Below are 24085 nucleotides of genomic sequence, written 5' to 3'. Positions count from 1 at the left end.
CAACTCCAACCTCGCACTTGCATTAACAAATGTTCGCTATTATGATACAGCCGAAAATGCGATAGTATTCCGTAATTGGACGGGAATGACCAGATACTGACGGGGTTTAAAATGGCGATCTGGCCTGATTGCGACTCTCAATCGAAGCGGCTCTACGAACGCGGGCTCAAGGTCTATCCGGGCGGAATTACGCGTCTGGTTCCATGGCTTGAGCCTTTCCCGGTCTACACGAAATTCGGCAAGGGCGCCTATGTCACCGACGTAGATGGCACGGCGCGTCTCGACCTGCTCAACAACTTTGCGTCGCTGATCCACGGTCATGCCAATCCGGCCATCATAGATGCTGTTTCCAGGCAGTTAGTGCTGGGAACGGCCTACACCAACCCGACCGAGGTGGAGATCGAACTCGCTGAGCTGCTGTGCGACCGTATAGAGACGGCTGAAAATGTCCGGTTCAGCAATAGCGGTTCGGAAGCGGTGATGTCCGCGATCAAGGCTGCACGCGCGTACACCGGCCGACCCGCGATAGTAAAAGTCGAAGGCAGCTATCATGGCTCCTATGACTATGCCGAAGTCAGCCTGGACACGCCCAAAGAGGAGTTCGCCACGCCGCCAAAGTCGGTTGGCTACGCTGCGGGCGTACCTGACCGACTTCTGGAAGATGTCTATGTCATCCCGTTCAATGATCCTGAAACTGCCGTCCAGATCATCCGTGCGCATAAGGATCGCATCGGGGCGATCCTGCTTGACGCCGCGCCCAGCTATCTCGGCTTCACCCCTGTAACTCCAGAATTCGCGGCCACGTTGCGGGAACTGGCGACCGAGATCGGAGCAGTATTCATCCTCGACGAGGTCATAACTTTCCGCCTGGACCACGGCGGAGCACAGAAGAGATTTGGCATAAAGCCGGACCTCACCGTCCTCGGCAAGATCATCGGTGGCGGTTTTCCTGTCGGTGCACTGGTCGGATCGAAAGAGGTGATGAAAGTCTTCGACCATCATTCGGGCAGGCCGCTGGTGCCCTGGAGCGGGACTTTCTCGGCCAATCCCATAACCATGACGGCGGGCAGGGTGACGCTGGAACTCCTGACCCCCGCGTTGGTCGCGCATATCAACATGCTCGGCGATCGCGTCCGCGCCGGGTTGACGCAAGCCTTCGCCTCGTCAGGGTTTCCAGGGCAGGTGACGGGCGTCGGGTCGATGTTCAAGATCATCACGCATCAGCGGCCTGTCTATGACTATAGGAGCCAGCAGCACACGCCCGCCGAAAGCGCTGCGATGGTCGTGCTGCAACGGCTGCTCGTGCTCAAGGGCTTCCATGTGTCGGGGGCGGGCATGGGGTTCCTTTCCACCGCCATGGTTGACGAGGACATCGACAATTTCTGTGCGGCTACAGAGGAACGCCTCCGTCATCTTCCCCATCCTGGCAGCGTGGAATGACCCATATGTTCAAACATGAACGTCGGAAGGGAACATCGGATGCTTCGCCAGAGTACCGCTCGTCACCGGCGCGATATCGGGCGGGAAGTCGCGCTGCGGCATGCCGAACGGGGTGCGATGCTCTGCCGGGTGGGGCCTAATGAAGGCGCGGCGGTAACATTGTGCGCCCATATTGTAGATATGGCAGCGACAAAATCTGTGGTCACTACAAGCCCTGGTGCCCCCCCACGGCCTCTGCACTTCAATGCACAAGGAAGATATGGTTGAATTTTAGAAAAGTCGGTCGAGATCATGCGCTGGGCCGTGTATCGACGTCAAAACTACTGGAATCTGGCGCCAACATTGTCCTGGGCGACCTCAACGAAGCCGCACCCGCCGTATTTGTCCGCCTCGCTTCCTCGACACGACGGAACAGGACCTTAACAGGAACCTCACGCGGAATACCAAGAGCATTTTCCTTGGCATAAAACATCAGATCGGCGATGATCGGCATGAGCGCACCGCTGCGGTGTAGTTTGCGCGCAGCATTGAAGAATGTGAGCTTTAGATGATCGGGACGATGATGGATTTTGAGCTGACGATAGGCTCTATCCTGCTGCATGCGGACCGGTTTCACGGGAATCGCGAAATCGTGTCGCGCCAGCCCGACGGCAGCATCGTTCGTAGCTCCTATTCGCAGGTTCTCAACCGCTCCCGGCAGCTGTGCAGTGCGCTGACCAGCCTGGGTGTCGTCGCGGGAGACCGGGTCGCCACGCTGGCCACCAACTCCTTGCGGCATCTGGAGGTGTATTTCGCCGTCCCCGCCATGGGCGCGATCATCCATACCGTAAATCCTCGCCTGTTCCCGGAACAGGTCGAATTCATCATCAATCACGCGCAGGACAAAGTCCTGTTGGTCGAGCCGCAATTCGTTCCGCTGGTCGAGCAGATCAGGGGAAGCCTGAAAAATGTTCGCCACATTATCGTCATGGGGTCAGGCGGTGAGGACGTTGCGGGGCTTCTGCCTTATAAGGAACTGGTCGAAGCAGCGTCCGCCGTCTTCGACTTTCCGGTGATCGCCGAACGAACCGGGTCGGCGCTCTGCTATACCTCGGGCACGACCGGTGCCCCCAAGGGCGTCCTTTATTCCCATCGCTCGGTCGTGCTGCAATCGCTGGTGATTTCGGGCATCGACTGGTTCGCGGTTCGGCGCCGGGACAGCCTGCTTCCCATAGTTCCCATGTATCATGTGAATGCATGGACGCTGCCTTTTGCCGCAGCGATGAACGGGTCGAAGCTGGTCCTTCCGGGCAGCGCTCTCGATTCACGCAGCCTGTTCGAACTGATCAGCACGGAACAGGTGACGCTGGCCGCAGGGGTGCCCACGATCTGGAGCGACCTGATCCAGTTTCTGGAAGCGCAGGACGAACGCGTCGACTCGCTTGAGCGCGTTATCGTCGGCGGGACGGCTCCCACGCCGTCGATGATCAAGACGCTGGAGGAAAAATACGGCGTTCAGACCTGCCATGGATGGGGAATGACCGAAACCAGTGCTGGCGGCCTTTTCAACGCTCCACATGATTGGGATCATCTGGACAATGAAGACAGGCGCGTCATGCTTGGAAAGCAGGGGCGCACGCCCTACCCATTCAGCATTCGCATCGTCGATGCAGACGGGGAGGAGGCTCCCTGGGACGGGAAGACGTTCGGCAGCCTGCAGATTCGTGGCCCCAGCGTCACGTCCAGCTATTATAATGGTGATGCTCCCCCCATCGAAGCTGCGCGCGAAGGGTGGCTTCCGACCGGCGACATCGCCGTCGTCGATCCCGCGGGCTATGTCGAGATTGTGGATCGCGAAAAGGACGTCATCAAGTCAGGCGGGGAATGGATCAGTTCCATCGCGCTGGAAAATATCGCGGCGTCTCATCCCGATGTTGCGGAAGCGGCTGTCATCGGCATCCCGCATCCGCGATGGGACGAAAGGCCGCTGTTGGTCGTAGTTCCCCGCGCTGGCTGTCGACCGGCTCCGGCCGATCTTCTCGCCCATTTCGCAGGCAAGTGCGCGAAATGGTGGATTCCCGAGGAGGCCGTATTGGTGGACAACATCCCAAGGCAGGCGACGGGCAAGGTCTTCAAGGCGCGACTGCGCGAAGCCTATGCAAAGGCCGGAACGGAGAGCCCGTCTGTGGAAGCCGGTTCAGGGCCGGTCTGAAACCGACGGTGCTGTCAGACCAAGGCGAACCAGTCTCCACATGATGTAGTTCGGTGGGCAAGGGTAGGCTTAGCTCGCGAGCAATTGCTTAGGGTCCAAACCCAATCAGGGTCTTGAAAATCTGCGGCCATATTGATTCAGAGAGCCTCCACTGAAGCAGGAGGTCCTTGGATTTCGCGTTCGTTGTTCTGGCTGTCGGATGAAGCATGGACGGCAATTGAGCCCCACCTGCCGAAGAACCAGCCAGGCGCGCGGCGGGTTGATGACCGACGAGTGATCTCGGACATCATTCACATGCTCAAGTGCGGTGGCCGCTGGGCGGATTGTCCGGGAGAATACGGCCCCGCGACGACCGTCTACAACCGCTCGAACAGGAGGAGCCGCCGGGGCATCTGGACACGCATCGGCCGCTCCGCCTTGTCCTGACGCCCGGCAACACATCCGATGTGAAGGGCGCCGACCTGCTCATCGGCGAAACGGCCGGAATGAAACGGGTGATCGCCGATCGTGGCTATGACGCCAACCGCAACAGGGCTGCCTTGCGCGAGCAGGGCACGATCCCCGTGATCCCGGGCCGACGCAACCGCAAGCGCCCGATCCATTATGATGAACGCCGCTACAAAGACCGCTGGCGGCTCGAGGCCATGTTCTGCCGTTTGAAGGACTTTCGCCGGATTGCCACCCGCTACGACAAGCTCGCCCGGAACTTCCTATCCGCCGTAAGCCTCGCCGCGGCCGTCGCTTTCTGGCTCTGAACGAGTCTGGATCCTAGCTGCTTTGGATCAAATGCTCGCATAATGGTGTCACGCGAACGAGAAGATCACAGGTATACCCTAGCGATCTTCCCGATATCACACAGTCAAATTGACATATGAAGAAAGTATATAATTGGCAATATATGATGTATTACCTATTTCATAGAGCAGTATCGCAACGATATATTTGATGATCATTTATTAATATTGGATCGCATGCGCTCTTGTAAATTGCTATATATTTCCTATATGAATGTTATCAAGGGCATAGGCAATGTAGGCGTTCTTGACTGAGAGACCACCGCGCTCCCGCTTACCAGGGAATTCGCACATGGATCTCAATCGACTTTATTCCGAGCACCAGGTTTCGCTGATGCGTGCCGCTGACGCACATAGCGAGTCGGCCCGGCGCAAACATCTGTGTGCCGCCGGGGTTGTCGGCGGTCAAATCTTCGACTTACTCTCTTCGAAGAACGCTCCCGCCTCGGCGGATTGGCTGTTCTGGACCCGTCAATTGGCCCCTGCAGTAGGCCTGGCTGTTCCCGCATGACAGTGGATGCAACCGCGCCCGCACGCCCACGAAGGCGAGTATTCGTCAACCGCGAGATGAAGCTCTCTCCTGAGCAGGCAAGGCGGCAAGGCTTGATCACTCACCTTGCATTCGTACTTCTCGGTCAGAAGGAGGCAATCCGCTTTCTGAACACCCACAACGCATCTTTGGGCGCAAGGCCACTCGATCTGGCGATCGCCGATCCGACCGGATACTCAACGGTTGAAAATGCAGTTAAGCTCCTTGCCCAGCCCACGGCCGGCGGCCGTCAGTGATCTCGTCAGTCAACCCTCGCTCGTGACGATCGGAGAGAAAATGACTGTGGAACCTGTAGACGACACCGAACTCATGGCTCGCTATTGCATCACGAAGGTGCCTGTGTATCGTTTTCATTATCGGGATTGGCGGTACTCGACTTTGAACGATGCGGTCGCGCAGGCGAAGCGGGACGAAGCCACCGCTCGAAGTAGATAGAATGGGGTGCCCGTAGCCATTTCCAACGCGTTGGCACGACGCAAATATTGTAAGAGTGAAGCGCGGTGGCAGATCTCGATAGATGGTGCAATTGATCCGCCCGCCTCAATTTTGCATTTTCCTCAAGCTGTGCTATCAACATGTTGCTGAACGTCGCGTTTTGACGGATATCGGGCCACTTCGGCTCTCCTTGTCCCCACATTGCCTCTTTTAAGCCGGGATGAGCGAATGGTCGCATTCCCAGGACATGCGACAAGGAGACCGAGCATGATCGCCGGAACAGTCAAATTCTTCAACGCCGACAAGGGCTATGGCTTCATCGCCCCTGAAGATGGCAGCAGCGATGCTTTCGTACATATCTCTGCCGTTGAACAGGCAGGCATGCGCACCCTCGAAAAGGATCAGCGCGTCACTTATGATCTGGAGCAGGACCGCCGCGGCAAGACCTCGGCCGTCAACCTCCAGGCAGCCTGAAAATGGCGCCGGGCGGTTGACGCTGCCCGGCGGCTTCAGGCGAATGCTTTAGCACAGGACATTTCCCTGCATGAAAAGATATAAAGAGCCATCCTTCCAGGAGCGTATCGCCTCAGCGGCGCGTGCCCGGACGGAGGGTCTCCAGCAACTGCGCAACAAACCGCCGGTTGACCAAACCGCTGCGGCCGCGAAGGCGGAACTCCGACAGACCAAAGAGGCCGCTGCCCGCGAAAAGCGCCAAAAGGCTCTGCTCATGGCCCAGGAACAAAAGGCCGCAAAACGTGCGCAAGAGCTTGAAGCGACCGCTGCGAATGCCCCACGGCATAAGCCCATCCTCACGGAAGCTGAACAAAAGGCTGCACGCGATGCGCGGTATCTCGCGCGGAAGAAGCGTGCATCATCCTGACGACGCCGTGCCTGCACCTATGGTGAAGCGGCATCGGGAGATGAATTCTGGAGCCCTCCTGCATGCGGACGTTGCCGTAACCGAACATATTGGGCCGCTTAATTTGGCCGGTTCAGTTGCAAGCTATCTGTCATTACTCGCTTCAGGCTCAGCATCGCTGCGGCCCTTAGCGCGCGAACTCCAACTAAGAATAATGCGGCCTACGCCGCGAGGTTATAAATGAATAGTATCTTTCCGACCAGTAAACGCACCACCCTCCATCTGCCCTTTAGCCAAGGACTAGCGCCGCGATCCGTCCAGGTTCGGGCGGCGGTTTTGTCCACTAGTGAGCTAAAGCAGATCGTTGCGGCGATGCTTGGCTGAACGTGCATATAACGGCAGCCGGACATGCTGCCGATCTTTCGCAACCTCATAAGGAGACATCATGAGCCGAGAAAAAGTCGCCCCCTTCCTCATCACGAAGGACGAGGATGGAAATTTCCGGCTCACGGTCCGCGAAACACGGTATAATTCGCAGGGCTATCCGCTCGTGACATCTCACTTGCAGGAGGAGAGTTTCAAGACGGCGGCTTCAGTCCGAACCCATGCGCGCCTCGTGTTCAGGGCTCAGCCCGGGCAGTTTGCCACCAAGTGAATCTCGTGGCTCCATGGCGCACCAAAAATTCGACCTGCCACTACCTTCGTCTTGAGGATGGAGGATCGCGGTCGGCGTCCTGTATATGCGCGCCGTAGCACTAAAGGAAAAAGCCGTGTTGGCATCACCTGACGAATGCGCGACGATTTCGATCGAACTGATTGGCATGGCGGAGCTACCCGATGGAGGCCGGCTGCGCCTCTTACGCCGGGGTGAGGACTATTCCATCAGGTTCGGCGATAACGAACTAATGGGAAACCAAGTACGTCATTCGGAAGAAGCGCTCGCTACCCTGACATGTCAGCGCTTGGCCGGACGGAATGCTCAAGTTCTCATTGGCGGTTTGGGCATGGGCTTCACGCTCGGCGCTGCTTTGCAGTCACTGCCTCCGGCGGCCGAGATCAAGGTAGCAGAACTCATCCCTGAGATCGTGAACTGGGCGAAAGGCCCTTTGGCCCATCTCTTCCATGATTACCTCTTGGACCCCCGTGTCGTTCTTGAACTGGGCGACGTTCATGATGTGATTGCAAACGCCGAAGCCAGGTTCGACGCCATTATGTTGGACGTCGATAATGGCCCTGACGGGTTGATCCATGTTGCGAACGAACGCCTCTATTGCAATTGGGGCCTGCGCACGGCTCATGCAGCGCTCAAGCCTGGGGGCATCCTGGCGATCTGGTCGGCCTATAATGACGATGCATTTGTTGCGCGCCTCGAAAATAACGGCTTCGATGTTGATGAAGTTGATGTGGCGGCGGTCGTCGACGGAGAAAACACTATCCACACTGTGTGGCTTGCTTCAAAGCGGCCTTAACCCGACCCTTCAGGGGCGAAGTCGCTTGGCTGCCTCCCGCGTTTCCCGACGGACTACATCGATGATTTTCCCCAGAGCATGGGCATACTCTTCATACCGGCTCCTCTTTTGGGAACAAGATGATGCCGATGCCTGTTTCAGCGCGGAAATTCTGTGAGATTGGAGCGATTGATCCTATCCATGGCCTACCTCCGCCGCTTGCAAGGGGGTGCTGCAGCGCGATATGCGACGGCGAGCCGGTGACTTCGCCCGAAATTAGTTTGTTTTTCATCACGGCACGAAATGCTTCAGCGTCCCGGAGGTCTGACCTGAAGATTTTTCATCACGGGCTACGCTGAAAATGCGGTGATCGGCCATCGCTTGGAGAGGGCCAGCTAAATCCGGGAACAGCTCGTAGATCGCGGATGCCGCCGCTCAAAGGGCGCGTTATAGGCGATGATCGCTCCCCTATGCGCTTCGTTCTTTGTCCCGCGCCAATGAAGCCATTGCCAGCGGGGCCGTCATCCGCGAAATCACGCCGGTTGCGGTGCCCGGCAGGGGCGGCGAGATAATAGTCGATACCGATGAGCAGCCAGGTAAGGCGGCCCCATATGATTTCCTCACTGAAGCCCGCCTTTGACAAGGACGGCACCATCACCGCCGCTAAGGCATCCTCCATTTCCGACGGCGCCGCGGCGCTCGTCATGACCGGGAGGAGCGTTGCGGACAGGCTCGGCCGGGCTGGGCAGTGGATGACGTCGATCTATTCGAAGTCAACGAAGCCTTCGCCGTGGTAGCGATGATCGCCGCTAATCATCTCGGCATTCCGGCGGACAAGCTCAATGTGAACGGCGGTGCGACCGCGCTCGGACATCCAATCGGCGCATCGGGCGCGCGCATCCTTGCGACATTGATGGGTGCCTGCGGCATGGGGTCTGATGCGCCGCGTCGCCAGCCTGTGCATTGGACTGCCCGAATCGCGGTGGTCAGATAATCATGATAAATCGCAGCCAAATAAGGGCCTCGCAAAGGCGAGGGCGGTGCTCTGCTCAGGCATGATAATGATCGGTGGATCGAAGTGATTGGGCCAGCAACTCTCCTACGACGAGTTCTCTGTAAAAGCTCGATTTCGGTGAGGTCCAATCATAGGATTGGCCGATGGCAGACCAGATTCAATCATATGGTCAATCTCTGGCTCCGAAATTGCGCCATCACCCTTTGATAAGGCGTGATGGCGCATGATCACTCAGTGTCCGAAATGATATCGAACAGAAATCCCGTACATTCTGGGCTCACCATAAATGTAGGAGTTGAATCCGCTCTGGTATGAGGTCCCATTACTGCTAATGATATAGTCTTCGTTAGTCAGATTGGTCGCAAATGCGCTGAGGTCGAAATTCGACCCTGCAACATTTTGCCACTGTATTTTGGCGCTCAGCAAGCCATAGCCATCGCCCGGGCCACACTGAACGGCACCGACATTGGGTCCCGACTGCAGGCGGGGACAGTTACCGCCGTTATAGGCAAACGGCTCATCGACAGGTGCCTTGGATGCCGACTGATATTGAGCGCTGATATAGGCATATGTAGCGGAGACGGCGACCTTCCCGAACGATTCATCGACTGGCAAATCGATGCGACCGGTAAGGCTGAACTGGTTCTTCGCCGTATTTTGGAACGGTATCCCGGTCAGGATACATTGGCCCGTTGCGCCGTTGAACGGAACGCCTGAACCGCAGTCGAAGCCGGGCGGCAGGCCGAAAGCAGGAATGCCTGCGGGGAACAGGGAGGGCGCAGTATATTCATCATATTTGGCAGCAGTGTGGGAATAGGTCCCCGATAGCGTGAGCCAGTTGGCGGGTCGTATCTCGCCTTCAAACTCCACGCCTTGGATGTGCGCTCGTCCAGCATTGCTGGTTTGCGCGCCGAAGACCGGTTGACCATTGAATATGTAGGCGGTTCCGCCGGTCCTCTGCAGATCTTTATAGTCCGTATAGTAATAACTTAGATTGGTTCGGATTGGCACGCCGCCGAGGTGCCAATCTGCCTTTATGCCGCCTTCATAGGAGGTGACAAATTCAGGCCGAAAGGATCGTAGTTCTGGTGCCGGGGTGGCAGTGCCGATCCCTCCCGATTTATAGCCGCGACTGATCTTGGCGTAGAGTAACACATTTTGCATGGCATCATAGTCAAGGCCGACCGTCCAGTTCGGCGCCTTGAACTTGGCGCGCTCCGAGGTGACTGGTGCACCGGGCAATCCGAAGTTGGAGAATGCCGTCAGGCTGTCCCATGTATAGCGATAGCCAGCGGTCAGCCGCAGCCCATCAAGGCTGTTCGAAAAACTGCCGAAAGACAGCGTCCCCTGCGCATACAGCGCTTGGCTGGTTGATCTCTGGCCTCTGCGGGTCTGATTGGTTGCCGAAACCAGCTGTTGTCCTAGCGGCTTAACACTCTCATAGTAGGCACCCACGGTGAAGTTGAGCGCGTCTCCACCAACCTTGCCCTGAAGCTGAGGCTCGAACGAGTACTGACGGACATCGGTGTAGTAATTGTAATTGGGAAGGCCGCCCGGATCAATCTCTTGGGCGCCAATCGAGCCCCCACCGTCCGTGGACAATGGCGGGCGGTGATCATCAGGAATCCCATCGCCGTCGAACGGAGCACTGTTCTTCAGACGCTGATAATTGGCGATGTTGCGGAACGTCAGGTTGTCCGTAAGTTCCGCCGAGAGGATGTCCGTTATGGAGAAATAACGCGTCCGCTCGCTAAAGAGCAGCGGGCTGAGCGCGACTGAACGGATACCACGCTCGATCTGCTCCTCCAGATAATCGCTGTAGGGCACACCGTTTTGCGGATTGACCCCCGCTGGAACCGCGTTGAGCACTGTCCCGGTGCCATGTTCCTGCACGCGACCGACGGTTGCGAGCAGGTAATTCTCGATCCCTGGCGCTGGACGCCAGGTCAGGCCTGCGCGGAAGGAATAGCGGTTGCGATTGTCGAGATCGGTGTCCGTGGTGATCTCGTGCGTGAAGCCATCGCGCTTCTGATACATGCCAGCGACGCGCAGCAGCAGCGTGTCTGCCACGATCGGCACGTTGAGCGCGCCGCGCACTTCAATAGAGTCATAATTGCCGTACTGGATCTGGCCGTAGCCCTCGAACCGATCAGTCGGACGCTGAGGTTCGAAGAGAACGGCGCCGCCGGTCGTATTACGACCAAACAGCGTGCCTTGTGGCCCACGCAGAACCTGCAAGCTGGCGAGATCATAGTAGTTGAGGCCGCCGCCATTCTGCGCATTGTTGCGCTGGTCGGCAATAAGCGGAACTTCGGCCGAATACAGCACCACGCCCGGGGCGGCGTTGAAGGTCGCACCTTGCCCGCGGATCGTGATATTTTCGGTGCTGCGCTGCTGCCCTGACCCACCCACGACGAGCGACGGAACTTGTCCGAGCAGGTCCTGCGTGTTCGAAATATTCCGTTGCGCGAGCGAATTAGCATCGAATGCACTGGCAGAAATCGGAACCTGCTGCAGTCGCTCAGCCCGGCGGCGTGCCGTGACAACAATCTCCGAAAGACCTGTGCCTTCGACAGCAGTTGCAGTACCATTCACGCCCGTCGAAGCAGTAGGTGGTTGTACCTGCGCTAGCGCGTCGCCACCGAAGGCCATCATCGCGGCCCCCCCCATTAAAGTTCTGGCAAACAATTTAGGCATCTTATCCCCTCCGTTCATAATTTTTTCGTAGAATGAAATAGATTTATATTCTGATTAATCATCTGCGTAGTGATTCCGACATTTATTATGCCCCGTTGTTCATTACTTGATGAAGAATCAATGACTGTCGTTTTTCATTGACGCGATATAATTTGTCGACTTGCCAAAACGATTTGGGCGCCTTTGATCCGGTCAAGACGTCGAACTAATTTTTGCAAAGTCCCAATAATTATTTAGTATGTGCCATTTCATAGGCTCTGATCATTATATTGATCCGTATAATTATTTTACCGTGTCCCCACAGCTAGCGTTTCGCATAAACAGATTTCTTGTGGTGTTGCTGGCCAATTTTGGCATAGTCAAAATTCCCTATTCATAAATCGTGACGCATGCGCCATCGCCACGAAAGACATGGAGAATTGATCCCTGCTCAACCTGAATCGGCACAATATCCCCCAACACCGAATCAATTTTAATTTTCAGCGACGATGCCTATCACCGACTAGATTTTCTTCTTAAATTTCGCACCATGACAACGCGAAAACCCAATAATTTTGCATCGGACATCTGATTTTCATGCCGATTACGGTACCAGCATTTGATAGCTTCGGCCGCGCTCGTTCGGTAGCCCCCAAATACGAAATGAACTGTTACATTCTGCGTAACGAATACAGCTGCGGAATGCCCAGATCGTGGGCTTCAGGCGGTTTTGTTTGATGGTCGCTCGACATCTTAAAGGTAGCATCGAGAAACATAAGGAAGCTCCGCAGCTTGCCGGTCTGGTAAGCAGACCGCTGGTAAACTGCGAATATGCCCTCGTTGCCGGTACGGGGCTGGATAATCTTATGGTTGGGCAACAGGCGGATCAGGCTCCCGTCTGCTATTTCTCGCTCAATCTCTTCCAGCGGCATGATTCCGATTCCGACGCCCGTAAGCAGCGCGCTGCGGTTCATTCCTCCATCATTCACGCTCAATTGTCCCGAAGGCATAACCCGCGCGGTGGTACCGTCAGGGCCAGCGAACTCCCAAACCGTCTTTTCAGACTTGGAGCCGTACAAGATCGCCGAGTGGTCGGATAAATCGTTGACCACCGACGGAGCGGGTCGTTTGGCAAGATAGGCTGGCGAAGCCAAAAGCACCAACTGAGTCATCGGCCCTAGGCGCCGGGCAACCAACTCGCCGCTATCGGGAAGATCGAAGCGAATATCGACATCGATATTCTCGGCAACGAGGTCCATCTTCTCATCGGTGGAAATTTGTAGGTCGATCTGAACGCTTGGATGCGCTTCCAAAAATGCTGGCAATGCGGGCATAACCCGTTGAGATGCAATTAAACCGCGAATTGCAACACGGAGCAAACCTCGCGGTTCTGCTTCTAACAGCGAAACGCTGTCGAATATCTCGTCCATCTCACCCAGCAGCGGAAGCAGACGCGCCAGTAGAATTTGGCCAGCCTCCGTGAGTGTCAGAGCACGCGCTCCCCGATTAAAGAGCCTGACGGACAAACTTTTTTCGAGCGCACTTATTTGCCGAGACATAGACGCGTTGGAGAGCTGAGCTTGGCGAGCGGCCGCTGCAAAGCTTTTATTCTGTGCCGCAAGAACGAACAGTCTCAAGCCTGACAGATCGCGCAATATATCTCCTCCCGCCCCGAAACCACCCGCTTTGGAAACGCTCTAGCGAACGCGGATGGTCACGCGGCCGATTTTTGCGCCTTCGATCGGATAGCCGAGCCTCGCATCGGCGGGATAGCTACCCACCGGCGCTCCCGTGTCCAAGCCTACACCAAAGGTTTCGTGTATGCTGAACATGTAAGGGGTGGCAGGAATCCTGTCGGAGGAGACATGTTGATCGTCTACGGCCATCTTCAGTGTGCCGCCCTTCCCATAGCCGCCTCCGACATAGTCGAAGTCCACCTGAATGGAATGCTTGCCCGGTGTCAGTGGGCCTGGACCCACAAGATCGACAGTTTTGACGTCAAACAGACGATATGTGAATTTCGGCCTTCCATCGCCATCCAGATACAACGCCATCCCGGAGTCCGTGCCGCCCAAGGCCGCGACGACGCCACGCGCCCGATCAGTCGTATCGATCGTCGCGCGCATGGTCCAGGAACGACTGAACATGCGGGGAAGAGCTACCTCTGGCACGCCGATATCGCCTTGGCGGTAATCAACTGACTCGCGACCTCCTGATGGGTCCGGCAGATTGCCCTTGCCCGGGGCTTGACCACCCAACGGCAGCACCTGGTTTGCAGACGCTTCTGCCATGAAGAGCGCCTTCAACTCCTCGAGCTTCTTCGGGTTCTTCTGGGCAAGATCCCTGGACTGCGAGAAGTCAGTCCGAAGATCATATAATTCCCATTTGTCCTCTTCGAAAGGACGTCCATTGTCCGCTAACGCGGTCCAAGGATAGCGGCTGTGGAAGGCCGATGCCATCCAGCCTTCATGATAGATGGATCGGTGACCAAAGACTTCGAAATACTGCGTCGAATGCCGTTCCGGAGCTTTCGGGTCGTTGAACGTGTAGGCGAGGCTGACGCCATTCATTGGCTTTTGCGGCACGCCGTCCACCTCTGCAGGGGTGGGGATGCCGGTGACTTCCAATATTGTCGGAACGATGTCGTTCACATGGCCGAACTGGCTGCGCATGCCTCCCTCTCGCTTTATCCGGGTCGGCCAGCTGAGCACCATGGCATTGCGCGTTCCCCCTAGATGGGACGCGACCGCCTTGGTCCACTGGAAGGGGGCGTCTGAAGCCCAGGCCCAGGCCGAGTTGACGTGAGCATAAGTTGACGGTCCGCCAATCTCGTCCTCACGAGCGAAGGCCTTTGCGTCCGGCGCGGGAGAAATGCCGGTTAGCCTGCCCATATAATCCAGGCTGCCTTCCAGTCCGCCTTCAGCGCTGGCACCATTGTCGCCCACCACATAGATGAAGAGTGTGTTGTCAAATTCGCCGTTCGCCTTGAGGTCGTCCACCAATTTGCCGACCTGGGCATCGGTATGCGCAAGATATGCGGCGTAGGATTCCATCAAGCGCGAGGAAAATCGCTTTTGTTCAGGCGTGAGGCTGTCCCAGGCCGGAAGCTCTGCCGGACGAGGCGTCAATTTGGTGTTGGCCGGGATCACCCCCAGCTTCTTCTGACGCGCGAAAACTTCTTCGCGTAACTTGTCCCAGCCCTGGTCAAACTGACCGCGATATTTATCGATCCATTCCTTGGGAACCTGGATCGGGGCGTGGATGCCGCCGGTCGCGAAGTAGAGGAAGAAGGGTCGCCGGGCGCCTGATGTGCGCACGGTGTGGAGCCAATTTACCGCACGGCTGGCGAGGTCTTCGGTCAGGTGATAATTGTCGCCTGCGGGCCGCATCACCGGGGCCGTGCCTTGATATAATGTGGGGTTGAACTGATCCGTTTCTCCACCCTGGAAGCCGTAGAAGGTGTCGAAACCTTCTCCCGTCGGCCAGCGATCGAACGGCCCAGCCTGCGTCAGTTCCCAGTCAGGGGTCTGATGCCATTTGCCAAAAGCCCCGGTGGCATAGCCATTTTCGCGCAGGATCGTGGCGATCGTGGCGGTGTCCTTCCCCTGGAACCCGCTGTAACCCGGCCGCGCATCCGACGAGTTCATGACAGCGCCGATGCCTGCGGCATGGGGGTTCCGCCCGGTAAGCAGGGACGCCCGTGTCGGCGAGCAGATGGCCGTCGTGTGAAAGCGATTATAGCGCAGCCCATCGCGCGCAAGCCGGTCGAGCGTGGTTGTCTGCGCCGGACCGCCGAAGGTCGAGGGGGCTCCAAAGCCGACATCGTCGAGCAGCACCAGGACGATATTGGGCGCGCCCTTGGGAGCCTGTCGCACATATTCAGGGGCTGCGGACGTGGTTGAAGGTGCCGGAGAAGCCGCCGGGACCTGAGCATGGGCCATCGTTGCGATTCCGCTGACCGACAAAGCCAAAAATCTGAGGATTCGTCCGCTTTTCGTGCTCATTTCGCATCCATCCTTTATCGATTCGTTTAATCGAAAAAATGCCAGATCTGTTCTGGTCTTGAATTTGCCCGCAATATTGTGGCGGGCCTCAGGCTAAACAGATATTACCGCATCAATTGCGGCGCTTCACTTTGAAGTCCAACCGCGCCGAGTGAGATGTCTACGCGCTGGACGCCATTGAATACGCCACCTTCGGGATAGTCCGAAGTCATCTGGGTTGAGGTGTCCATGCCGACGTCCAAGGTGTCGGTCATTTCGACAAGTCGGGAAATCGATTTGTCTATACGACCGCGCATAATCTCCTGCCCATCGCGCGAAATACGCATTTCACCGCCGCCATTGACGCCGCCATCATAATCAAAATTGTAGGTCAACGTAGCGCGCCCCGGCGGGAGCGCCTGCGTCGCGGCGACCCGGAACTGATCTTCGCGATGTTGCGATGCCGCCACCATTGCGACTGGCCGATTGTCCTTGAGATAGAAACCCCATCCGCCGAACGCGCCGCCAAGAGCAAGGATGGAACCGGAAACAGGCTGTTGCGGAACAATGATATCGGCCCTCAAGGTGAAGGAACGGTTGAACAAGGGCGCGGCCTGTCCTGAAGGAATGGATACGCCCGAACCCCAGTAGGTATAGCGATCACGTTGTGGTTTTGCGCTGTGCGCCGCAAGGAAACGCTCTGCGGTCATCCTGTCGTCGAGCGGAAACACATTGTTCTTCTTTGCCTCAGAAACGAATATAGCCTGCATTTCGCGCAGCTTGTCCGGTTGTTTCGTGGCTAGGTTATCAGCCTGCGCAAAATCGCGCTTCAGGTCGTACAGTTCCCATTTATAATCGCTCGGAAGTCCACTGCTCTTGTTCCATGTCCAGGGGAGTCGGCCAGGCGTTGTATTCGCCCACCACCCATCATGATAAATGGCCTGATTGCCCATCATTTCAAAATATTGCGTCGTCTTGCGTTCCGGCGCTTTGGGCTGGTCGAACGTGTAGGCGAAACTTATCCCGTCCATTCGCTGCTGCAGAGCGCCATTGACCGTAGCGGGCGCGGTGAGGCCGACCTCTTCCAATATGGTAGGCACGATGTCTGTGACGTGAGTGAACTGCGATCGCGTTCCGCCGCCCTGAATATGCCCTGGCCATGACACGACCAGGCCATTGCGCGTTCCGCCCAAATGCGAGGCATATTGTTTGAACAAGGGGAAAGGGGTGCTCGTCAGCCAGGCCCATCCAAAACCAAGACTAAGATTGGCTTTCGGGCCACCAAAGTCGTCAATGGCAGCCAGAAGCTGTTCGTCTGTTTCCTGAAACCCATTAAAACCTGCCAAGGCGTTGGTGGCGCCATTCACGTCACCTTCGGCAGCGGCGCCATTATCGCCCTCGATGAAGAAGATCAGCGTGTTTTTCCCCTCGCCGGTGCGATCGAGTTCGTCCAGGATGCGGCCTATCTGTGCGTCCTGATAGGCCAGCATCCCGGCATACACCTCCATGGCGCGCGCATTGACCTTTTTGAGTGACGGCGAGAGAGATGACCAGGCTGGGATCTCCGCAGACCGCGGCTGCGATCTGGTGCCCTTGGGAACCAGTCCCTGCTTTTCCTGCCGCGCCCGAATCTCCTTGCTCAGTACGTCCCAACCGGCGTCGAATTTGCCGCGAAACCTGGCGATCCATTCTGCCGGAGCCTGCAGCGGCGCGTGGGTCGATCCGGTCGCATAATAGAGGAAGAATGGCTTGTCCGGCGCGGCCGCATTCTGGTTGCGGATCCAGTTGATCGCATCATCAGCAAGGGCCTTGTCCAGCACACCGTCCTCCAAAGTCGGTATCGGCGTTATTCCGCGATAGAGGGCAGGCTTGAACTGGTTGGTCTCGGCGGCGACGAAGCCATAAAAATAATCAAAGCCCAAGCGGGTCGGCCAGTTATCGAACGGCCCAGCCGCTGAAACGACGCTTTCCGGACCCATATGATGCTTGCCAAACATGGCCGTATTAAAGCCGTTGAGCCGCAATGTCTCGGCGATGGTGGCCGCGCTGCGTGGCATTTCCGACCAGTAGCCGGGGAACCCTGTCGTCAGATTGGCCACGATGCCATTACCAACCGCATGATGATTGCGCCCGGTTAGCAACGCTGCGCGGGTGGGGGAACACATCGCCGTCGTGTGAAAGCGGTTATACCGAAGGCCCTGGCTTGCCAGGCGGTCGAGATTAGGCGTGGGGACCAGCCCGCCAAAGGTGCTGGCGGCGCCAAAGCCCACGTCATCCGTCATGAATATCACCACATTGGGTGCGTTTGCGGGCGCGGCGACGGGTTTGGGAAATGCCGGTTCAGAATTGGAATAGTTGGTGCCGATAACGCCGCCAAAGGGCGCAGGGGGGGCGGGCAGCGCGACAGGGCTGCTCGCACTCGTCTGGGCAATAGCCGGTACAAACGGCAACGTAAAAATAGGGGCCCCGGATAGCGCCGCCTTGAGCCATTTCTTCATGCTTGTCTGCTCCCCGTGATCCTGCCGCGCGCAGTTCCAAATAGCTTCCCAGCTTTTCTGTGTGGAAATGCCTATGCAATATGCTGTCTTGCTGTACTGGAAATTATCGTACACATCAATGGCTGGTCTTCAGCGCTGGCGATCCGACGCGAGAGGTGGCACCGAGCGGTCCAAATTATTGGAGCGGGCAATTTATGGCTGATACAGCCGACGAACGTTTGAAGGCCGTCGCCCGTCAGCTTTTCCTGCGGAGCGGCTTTGAAGAGACCGGGATTGATCTGATCGCTCGTGAGGCGCGCGTTAGCAAACAGAGCATGTACGAACTTTATCCGACGAAGGTCGATCTATTCGGTGCGGTCATGCGAGACGTGATTGCGTCGATTTCAGCCGAAATATCTTCAGAGCTTTCGATTGCGAGCGGCGACCCGGCGACGGCGATCGGCGATGTCATGAAGAGCTATCTCGCGCATTTTCTGTCTCCCGAGAATATGGGCCTCACGCGCGCGCAACTGGTCGCTACCCGATGTTTTCCGCATCTCGCGACCGAACTGCATAACCGCACGATCAACGGCGCGCCCGCATTGGCTCATTACCTGGCGTCGCTTATGCAAGATGGCATATTGCAGGAATGGGATCCCGCAGCATTGGCGCGCCGGTTTGGGAGCGTTGCGACCCAAGGCACCCGCTTCCTCATGGGGTTTCCGATCCATCGGCAGTGGCAGTATGATCAGGCCAGATATTCGATTGATCTGCTCCTCAACGGCTACCGGAGAGCCGCTCAGTTCGGTGATGCGACACTGGACGATCCCCTCAGTGAGGAGCCCCGGTTTGACGAAATCCAGAAGAAGCGAAGAATAGCGCCCGAGCGCATCGAGGATTTGATGGATGCGGCAAGTGATGAATTCCTCAATCAAGGATTTCGCGGCGCGAGGATTGATCATATCGTTGAAAAGTCGGGGGTGGGCGCTGCGACCATTTATCGCCAGTTTGGCGACAAACGGGGCCTTTTCCAACAAGTGCTGATCCACCTCGGCAGGCCAAGTGATGTTACAGACGCGCCCAGAGCAGAATCGACGGTCGGGGCCACCCTCCAGCGGCTTGCCCGATGGTTGCTGGATCGGCATCTTCATCCGCGTAATCTTTTGTATCAAAGGCTTATGATATGCGAAGCCGAACGTTATCCTGACATTGCCCGGTGGGCGTATGATGGCCAGGTGGCCTCCACAGCCTCAGCCCTGACCCAACGACTGGTTGAGTTCGGCATGCCCATACCTTCCCTCCTTGCAAGTCGGACCTTCTACACCTTGGCAACGTTCGGGGTGCGGTTCGTGGTGACGGCCGAAAATCCCGACTCCTCGCAGCGAGCCGCTCTTTCGCGCGAGGCGACAACGCTTTTTCTCAACGGCACTCGTGAACGTTCGCGATGAAGCCTGCGTAAAGGTGATCTAATTCCGTTGGTATAGGAGGGCTATCCGAACCAAGCCTCGCTTCTTCGATTTAGGCGCTTCGGTGGGACAGCCGCTCTGGTGCGCGGATCTTCGCAGCGTCAGTGCAAGCGATCTAATCACGATGGCAGAAGCGGCGCTTACGGCGACAGGCCGCGCTCCCTACTTACCGCGCTGGCCGGACCACGCAGCGGAAGCCGACATGACTGGTGGTTGTGTCGATCGGCTGGGCGTACCGGGCGGCGGGTCGGTAACGCTGGCAATAATTTTCCGCGCAGAGGTGCGAACCGCCCTTCATAACCCTGCGCGGGATGCGCGCGAGAGCGCGCTTGTCGAAGCTGCCGCCGCGTGTTCCGCCGCGCGGATTTGCCGGAATGCAGCAAGCGCCCCTTGGCTTGCGCTCGATTTTGGGCTGGGCATACCAGTCGGCGGTCCATTCCCACATATTGCCGATCATGTCATAAAGGCCGTGGCCGTTGCAGGCATAAGTCCGCACTGGCGAAGTGCGTAGATATCCATCGTCAAGCTGGTTGTGGCCGGGGAAATCGCCTTGCCAATAATTGGCCATGAATTTCCCTCCGGGCGCTAGCTCGTCACCCCAGGCATAGTCTGCGCCGTCCAGTCCGCCACGCGCGGCGAATTCCCACTCCGCCTCGGTCGGCAGCGCCTTGCCCGCCCATGCGGCAAAGGCTTCCGCGTCCGCATAGGCGATGTGAACGACGGGATGATCCTCGATCCCCTTAATCGAACTGCCAGGTCCGATCGGCGCGCGCCAGTTGGCGCCGATGCGGAACTCCCACCAATCGAGCGCCGCAAAGTCGACGGGTCCGGCGCTCATCTCAAAAACCGCCGAACCCGGCTGTGCCAGTTCCGGCAGCAAATCAGGATAATCCCGGCAATCAGGCGCGATTTCGGCGAGGGTGACATATCCCGTAGCATCAATGAAAGCGGCGAAGGCGGCGTTGGTAACTGGCGTCTCATCGATCCAGAAGGCATCCACCCGGACCCGACGAGCAGGTTTCTCCTCAGGATACCAGTTGTCGGCTCCCATCTGGAAACTGCCGGCAGGGATGAAACGCATGTCGGAATAGACTTCCTTATCCATATGTCTTGTCTAACGAGGAGGGCACGGCATTACAAATTTGAACTCGCGCTCGTGGCTGCACCTTCAAAATCACTCTGCCGCTCGCGGCGGTAAGACGCCTAAGGGTGATCTGGCACCCACGGTCGACGACATGACGCGTCAGACTGAGCAGCCCGCAGCTGATGCACCGGCTCCCAATCCCACACCGGCCGCCATCGCCGCGCCAGCCGCGCGCACTAGGACCGCCCTGGTACTCGAGATGCTCCGCCGGACTAGCGGGGCCACGCTCGATGAGCTGACGAGCGCCACCAGCAGGCTGCCACATACCACCCGCGCCGCGCTAGCCGGCCCGCGCAAGAAGGGTCACGCGACCGATAAGCGGAAGCGCGGTGAGGTGACCTGCTATCATCTGGAAGGCCAGGCCTGATGCGGGGGCTAGTGGCAGGCGGCGCCGAAATCGAGGCGATGAAACCGACAGCGATCAAGGCCGAGTGGGAGAGGGGGCATGGGCAGGAGCCGCCGCCCATCGCTTCAAGCCTGCTCGCTAGTGCGCTCGCCTTTGACGCGCAGTGCGCGGCCCAAAGGCAGGGCAGGGGCAAAGATGCGCCGGCGACTAAGCGGGGCAGGGGGGACGCGCGTCGCCTCCGCGCCCGCCTTGGCGCCGGGCACACAGCTGGTGCGCGAATGGGGCGGGGCCTCGCTTCTTCGGGGTGAAGCAATGACGCAAAAAAGAGCGGCTGCGCTGCGCCATCTACACTCGCAAATCCACGGAGGAAGGACTCGACCAGGCGTTCAACAGCCTGGACGTGCAGCGCGAGGCGTGCTCGGCTTATCCGGTGATCAAACTCCTCAAGTATGCCGAGCATGACGCGGAACATTTCTCGCGCAGCCGAGGGTAGCGACGCAGTGACCGCATCATCGATCAGCTCGCCAAGCTGCGCTACCCAGCTCGGCCCTTTCGGAGCAACCCAGCCATACTCAGCCATGTGCCCGATTCGAGCGGACGGCGACTTCCCAATGCTCCTGCCTGGACTGGATTGCTGAGCGTACGATATGAGCGGCCAGTTACAGCGGGCCTGGTGGCGAGCATCGGAAGCTCTCTATATTCACGCTCTGCCGTCAACTACACGTCGAATGGCGATCCCGACACGAAACAAGAGGGGTATACGACGGTTGACTTCGATCTGGGTCTGAGGGCCGCTGACAGCAAATGGCGCTTTAGCGTGTTCTGTCGCAACTGCACCGACAAACGTTTCGTCGGTTATATCCAGGGCGCGCCTCTCACCGGAGGTGTTCTAACTCAGCAGTTTACCTACGGCTCATTCAGGTCGATCGGTTTGTCTGCTGAGTTGAACTTCTAAACAGAGTTGTTATCACCTTCTCCCCGCTACACAGCGGGGAGAAGGTTGCGCGGCGAGGTGAACAGCTGCGCAAGCCGATGTGCGGGATGCGCTCCATCTGCAAGTGTTCTGTTTGTATTACGCCGTCTTGAACCGGGCCGGGTTTGCCGGAGGCTCCAACTCTTGAGTAGATGGAGCCGATATGAGCAAGACGACGAACAAGTTTGCACCGGAGGTGCGCGAGCGAGCGATCCGGATGGTGCTGGATCACGAGCGGGATTATCCTTCGCGCTGGGCAACGGTGGTATTGGACATGTAACGGTTTTGTGCCTGTCACTTATCTCATTATGCCACCTTGGCTTCGAAGGCGAGCGGGCTAATGCCGCCCAGATATGAATGGCGACGACGGGCGTTGTAGAAGCCGTTGATGTATTGGAAGATGGCAGCTTCTGCCTGCCGTCGCGTTGGCCAGCGCTGCCGCCAGATGAGTTCCGCCTTCAGGGATTTGAAGAACGTCTCGACGGAGGCATTGTCGTAACAATTACCCTTGCCGCTCATTGATGGACGCAGGCCATAGGCCTGCAGCTTTTTCTGATAATCGTAAGAACAATATTGGCTGCCGCGATCCGAATGGAAAAGGCAGCCCTCTGGTGGCTGGCGCAGGCGTACCGCCATATCCAGTGCCCTGATCGCCAAATCCTTCTTCATCCTGTCGCTGACAGCCCAGCCCACGACGCGGCGGCTATGCAGATCGAGGATGACAGCGAGGTAGAGCCATCCCTCCGACGTCCAGATATAGGTGATGTCGCCGGCCCATTTACGGTTGGGCGCATCGGCGGCGAAATCGCCGTCCAGCCAGTTTGCCGCGACACCCAGGCGATGGTGGCTGTCTGTCGTAACCTTGTGTTTGCGCGTGCGGACCGGCCTGATCCCGTTGATGTTGGCTACGCCGCCCTTCGGGTCATAAGGCGCTCACCCACATCGAGCCCCACCTCTTTTAACTCCATCGTCATGCGAGGACGGCCGTAGCTGCCAAGGCTCAGCCTGTATTGTTCGCGGATATGAGCCAACACCTTCATGTCCGTCCGGCCCCGGCAACTGATCGGGCGCGAGCGCCAGGAACGATAGCCGCGTTCACTGACAAGCATGACACGGCAGAGCAGTGCAACGGGCCAGCGATGCCGCCAGCTATGCACGAAAGCGAACTTCACGGCCTTTGGCTCGCGAAGAACTGCGTGGCCTTTTTTAGGATTTGCCTCTCCTCCCGCAGCACGCGGTTCTCAAGGCGAAGCCGTTCATTCTCGCGCGCCAGATCTGCTTGCGGCGCTGAAACCAGATCACTGGGCCGATACTGCGACACCCACTTGTTCAGCGTCGATTTGCCAACCCCCAAATCCAACGCGACCCGCTCCCGCGGCAACCCACTGGTCAGCGCAATCCGCACCGCCTCCTGCTTGAACTCCTCGCTATGTTTGATCATCTCGTCGGTCTCCTTGAACGAGCTTTAAACTCTCAAGTGACCGGCACAAAACCGTTACATGTCCAGTACAACGTTGGCTTTCATAGAAATCTCATAAAAACGCTGCCGGGACTGTTGTGCTATTCTGCCCATGATGAGCGAAGAGCCATCTGCGGAGAAATGTTGTTGAACGGTAGCGGAAATCTTGTTTTTACTGAGGCACACGGCGCCATTCTGGCAAATGAGCGGTGGGAAACGCCAGCTGTGCGTTCTGCTCAATCACAGGTTGAAGCGCGGCTGGTGGGAGCCTTCGCAGAACTGGATTGTCAAACCGGTGATGTAGAAGTCCGCCGACAACTATACGCTGCCCTTGTGCAGACGGCGATTAGGATGGCGCGGCAGCGACTTCCCGAAAATCCTTTCCTCGAAAATTTGGTGCACCTTCCCTGCGTCGACGGCGCCATGACAGTGGAAGGAGCAACAAGCTTTCTCGGCTCCGCCGGGTCATGATCTGATGGGTAGTGCTGCAGGCTCTGCGCTCAGGAAGTTGATGAACATTTTGCGCCACCAAGCTGCATCCTGAGAACAGACGGTGTCGTTCAGTTGGCGCCAGCGTCGCTGGCGTTCCTGCAGGGGCATCGCCAGCGCCCGAATGATCGCCTCGGAAACCTCTTCGCAGCTGTAGGGATTTTCGAAGTGCATGCCTCCGGTGTAGTTCTCTGTTACTTCGCCTGACCAGCCGAACCATATACCACCGTCCTCTCGCAGCGCAGCGGAAAGCGCGACAGAGAGCCCACCTTGGCTGCCCCCGCCATCATGAAGGCTCGTCGGCTGGACCCGGTTGGAAACGACGATCAGGCGACTCATG

General features: G+C 57.7%; 18 protein-coding genes and 3 pseudogenes. 13 read left to right on the top strand and 8 right to left on the bottom strand.

Annotated elements, in window-relative coordinates; all coding sequences use genetic code 11:
* The first annotated feature begins 111 nt into the window (after positions 1 to 111).
* A complete protein-coding gene (locus tag ACZ5TH_RS15935; protein ID WP_464795244.1) occupies positions 112 to 1440 on the top strand; it encodes an aspartate aminotransferase family protein in 1329 nt (442 codons plus the stop codon).
* A gap of 289 nt (positions 1441 to 1729) precedes the next feature.
* On the opposite strand, the gene ACZ5TH_RS15930 is transcribed toward ACZ5TH_RS15935, so the two are convergent.
* Entirely contained in the window at positions 1730 to 1933 is a 204-nt protein-coding gene (locus ACZ5TH_RS15930) for a hypothetical protein (protein ID WP_464795243.1), read from the bottom strand.
* 69 nt (positions 1934 to 2002) lie between these two features.
* Here ACZ5TH_RS15930 and ACZ5TH_RS15925 point away from each other — a divergent pair, with 69 nt between their 5' ends.
* The 8 genes and pseudogenes from ACZ5TH_RS15925 to ACZ5TH_RS15890 form a co-directional block, all read left to right on the top strand.
* A complete protein-coding gene (locus tag ACZ5TH_RS15925) occupies positions 2003 to 3631 on the top strand; it encodes a long-chain fatty acid--CoA ligase (protein ID WP_464795242.1) in 1629 nt (542 codons plus the stop codon).
* 171 nt (positions 3632 to 3802) lie between these two features.
* Positions 3803 to 4386: pseudogene (locus ACZ5TH_RS15920) on the top strand (IS5 family transposase).
* 546 nt (positions 4387 to 4932) lie between these two features.
* Positions 4933 to 5211 (top strand): hypothetical protein, encoded by a 279-nt coding sequence (locus tag ACZ5TH_RS15915; protein ID WP_460988319.1) that lies wholly within the window; start codon positions 4933 to 4935, stop codon positions 5209 to 5211.
* A gap of 466 nt (positions 5212 to 5677) precedes the next feature.
* Positions 5678 to 5884 carry a cold-shock protein gene (locus tag ACZ5TH_RS15910; RefSeq protein ID WP_464795241.1) on the top strand — a complete coding sequence of 69 codons (207 nt, stop codon included), beginning with the start codon at positions 5678 to 5680 and terminating at the stop codon, positions 5882 to 5884.
* 70 nt (positions 5885 to 5954) lie between these two features.
* On the top strand, positions 5955 to 6290 hold the full coding sequence (locus ACZ5TH_RS15905; protein ID WP_464795240.1) for a DUF6481 family protein: 336 nt from the start codon (positions 5955 to 5957) through the stop codon (positions 6288 to 6290).
* Positions 6291 to 6714: 424 nt separating this feature from the next.
* Positions 6715 to 6924: a hypothetical protein gene (locus ACZ5TH_RS15900; RefSeq protein WP_460988315.1), complete on the top strand. Its 210-nt coding sequence runs from the start codon at positions 6715 to 6717 to the stop codon at positions 6922 to 6924.
* Between the two features lie 85 nt (positions 6925 to 7009).
* Positions 7010 to 7738, top strand: a complete 729-nt coding sequence (locus tag ACZ5TH_RS15895; protein WP_464795239.1) for a polyamine aminopropyltransferase — start codon at positions 7010 to 7012, stop codon at positions 7736 to 7738.
* Positions 7739 to 8186: 448 nt separating this feature from the next.
* A pseudogene (locus ACZ5TH_RS15890) lies at positions 8187 to 8685 on the top strand (thiolase family protein); the annotation flags it as partial.
* A 278-nt stretch (positions 8686 to 8963) separates the two neighbouring features.
* Here the strand turns inward: ACZ5TH_RS15890 and ACZ5TH_RS15885 are convergent.
* From ACZ5TH_RS15885 to ACZ5TH_RS15870, 4 genes are all read right to left on the bottom strand, one after another.
* Positions 8964 to 11429: a TonB-dependent receptor gene (locus tag ACZ5TH_RS15885; protein ID WP_464795238.1), complete on the bottom strand. Its 2466-nt coding sequence runs from the start codon at positions 11427 to 11429 to the stop codon at positions 8964 to 8966.
* Positions 11430 to 12079: 650 nt separating this feature from the next.
* Entirely contained in the window at positions 12080 to 13063 is a 984-nt protein-coding gene (locus ACZ5TH_RS15880) for a LysR family transcriptional regulator (RefSeq protein ID WP_464772937.1), read from the bottom strand.
* A gap of 42 nt (positions 13064 to 13105) precedes the next feature.
* A complete protein-coding gene (locus tag ACZ5TH_RS15875; protein ID WP_464795237.1) occupies positions 13106 to 15349 on the bottom strand; it encodes a sulfatase-like hydrolase/transferase in 2244 nt (747 codons plus the stop codon).
* Between the two features lie 167 nt (positions 15350 to 15516).
* Positions 15517 to 17889 (bottom strand): arylsulfatase, encoded by a 2373-nt coding sequence (locus tag ACZ5TH_RS15870; RefSeq protein ID WP_464795236.1) that lies wholly within the window; start codon positions 17887 to 17889, stop codon positions 15517 to 15519.
* Positions 17890 to 18083: 194 nt separating this feature from the next.
* On the opposite strand from ACZ5TH_RS15870, the gene ACZ5TH_RS15865 reads away from it, so the two are divergent.
* Entirely contained in the window at positions 18084 to 19316 is a 1233-nt protein-coding gene (locus ACZ5TH_RS15865) for a TetR/AcrR family transcriptional regulator (RefSeq protein WP_464795235.1), read from the top strand.
* Between the two features lie 184 nt (positions 19317 to 19500).
* Here ACZ5TH_RS15865 and ACZ5TH_RS15860 read toward each other — a convergent pair whose 3' ends face one another.
* On the bottom strand, positions 19501 to 20415 hold the full coding sequence (locus tag ACZ5TH_RS15860; protein ID WP_464795753.1) for a formylglycine-generating enzyme family protein: 915 nt from the start codon (positions 20413 to 20415) through the stop codon (positions 19501 to 19503).
* Between the two features lie 154 nt (positions 20416 to 20569).
* On the opposite strand from ACZ5TH_RS15860, the gene ACZ5TH_RS15855 reads away from it, so the two are divergent.
* Complete coding sequence (locus tag ACZ5TH_RS15855) at positions 20570 to 20845, top strand: DUF3489 domain-containing protein (protein ID WP_464795234.1); 276 nt, start codon at positions 20570 to 20572, stop codon at positions 20843 to 20845.
* Positions 20846 to 21404: 559 nt separating this feature from the next.
* On the top strand, positions 21405 to 21779 hold the full coding sequence (locus ACZ5TH_RS15850) for a TonB-dependent receptor domain-containing protein (RefSeq protein ID WP_464795233.1): 375 nt from the start codon (positions 21405 to 21407) through the stop codon (positions 21777 to 21779).
* 324 nt (positions 21780 to 22103) lie between these two features.
* Here the strand turns inward: ACZ5TH_RS15850 and ACZ5TH_RS15845 are convergent.
* Positions 22104 to 23238 (bottom strand): annotated as a pseudogene (locus ACZ5TH_RS15845) (IS3 family transposase).
* Here ACZ5TH_RS15845 and ACZ5TH_RS15840 point away from each other — a divergent pair.
* Positions 23227 to 23727: a hypothetical protein gene (locus ACZ5TH_RS15840; protein ID WP_464795232.1), complete on the top strand. Its 501-nt coding sequence runs from the start codon at positions 23227 to 23229 to the stop codon at positions 23725 to 23727. The pseudogene ACZ5TH_RS15845 and the gene ACZ5TH_RS15840 overlap by 12 nt on opposite strands.
* Here ACZ5TH_RS15840 and ACZ5TH_RS15835 read toward each other — a convergent pair.
* Positions 23722 to 24084, bottom strand: a complete 363-nt coding sequence (locus ACZ5TH_RS15835) for a trehalose-6-phosphate synthase (protein WP_464795231.1) — start codon at positions 24082 to 24084, stop codon at positions 23722 to 23724. The two genes, ACZ5TH_RS15840 and ACZ5TH_RS15835, sit on opposite strands and share 6 nt — an antisense overlap.
* Position 24085 lies beyond the last annotated feature (1 nt).

The organism is Sphingobium sp. TomTYG73 (assembly GCF_055394245.1).
The sequence above is the reverse complement of the archived record's forward strand: the minus strand, read 5'-3'. Positions and strand labels throughout refer to the sequence as shown.

Bases quoted from the DNA above. Each gene is read 5' to 3' on its own strand.
- ACZ5TH_RS15935 (WP_464795244.1), top strand. From the start codon at position 112: ATGGCGATCTGGCCTGATTGCGACTCTCAATCGAAGCGGCTCTACGAA.
- ACZ5TH_RS15930 (WP_464795243.1), bottom strand. From the start codon at position 1,933: ATGCCGATCATCGCCGATCTGATGTTTTATGCCAAGGAAAATGCTCTT.
- ACZ5TH_RS15925 (WP_464795242.1), top strand. From the start codon at position 2,003: ATGGATTTTGAGCTGACGATAGGCTCTATCCTGCTGCATGCGGACCGG.
- ACZ5TH_RS15915 (WP_460988319.1), top strand. From the start codon at position 4,933: ATGACAGTGGATGCAACCGCGCCCGCACGCCCACGAAGGCGAGTATTC.
- ACZ5TH_RS15910 (WP_464795241.1), top strand. From the start codon at position 5,678: ATGATCGCCGGAACAGTCAAATTCTTCAACGCCGACAAGGGCTATGGC.
- ACZ5TH_RS15905 (WP_464795240.1), top strand. From the start codon at position 5,955: ATGAAAAGATATAAAGAGCCATCCTTCCAGGAGCGTATCGCCTCAGCG.
- ACZ5TH_RS15900 (WP_460988315.1), top strand. From the start codon at position 6,715: ATGAGCCGAGAAAAAGTCGCCCCCTTCCTCATCACGAAGGACGAGGAT.
- ACZ5TH_RS15895 (WP_464795239.1), top strand. From the start codon at position 7,010: ATGCGCGCCGTAGCACTAAAGGAAAAAGCCGTGTTGGCATCACCTGAC.
- ACZ5TH_RS15885 (WP_464795238.1), bottom strand. From the start codon at position 11,429: ATGCCTAAATTGTTTGCCAGAACTTTAATGGGGGGGGCCGCGATGATG.
- ACZ5TH_RS15875 (WP_464795237.1), bottom strand. From the start codon at position 15,349: ATGGCCCATGCTCAGGTCCCGGCGGCTTCTCCGGCACCTTCAACCACG.
- ACZ5TH_RS15870 (WP_464795236.1), bottom strand. From the start codon at position 17,889: ATGAAGAAATGGCTCAAGGCGGCGCTATCCGGGGCCCCTATTTTTACG.
- ACZ5TH_RS15865 (WP_464795235.1), top strand. From the start codon at position 18,084: ATGGCTGATACAGCCGACGAACGTTTGAAGGCCGTCGCCCGTCAGCTT.
- ACZ5TH_RS15860 (WP_464795753.1), bottom strand. From the start codon at position 20,415: ATGCGTTTCATCCCTGCCGGCAGTTTCCAGATGGGAGCCGACAACTGG.
- ACZ5TH_RS15855 (WP_464795234.1), top strand. From the start codon at position 20,570: ATGACGCGTCAGACTGAGCAGCCCGCAGCTGATGCACCGGCTCCCAAT.
- ACZ5TH_RS15840 (WP_464795232.1), top strand. From the start codon at position 23,227: ATGTTTGATCATCTCGTCGGTCTCCTTGAACGAGCTTTAAACTCTCAA.
- ACZ5TH_RS15835 (WP_464795231.1), bottom strand. From the start codon at position 24,084: ATGAGTCGCCTGATCGTCGTTTCCAACCGGGTCCAGCCGACGAGCCTT.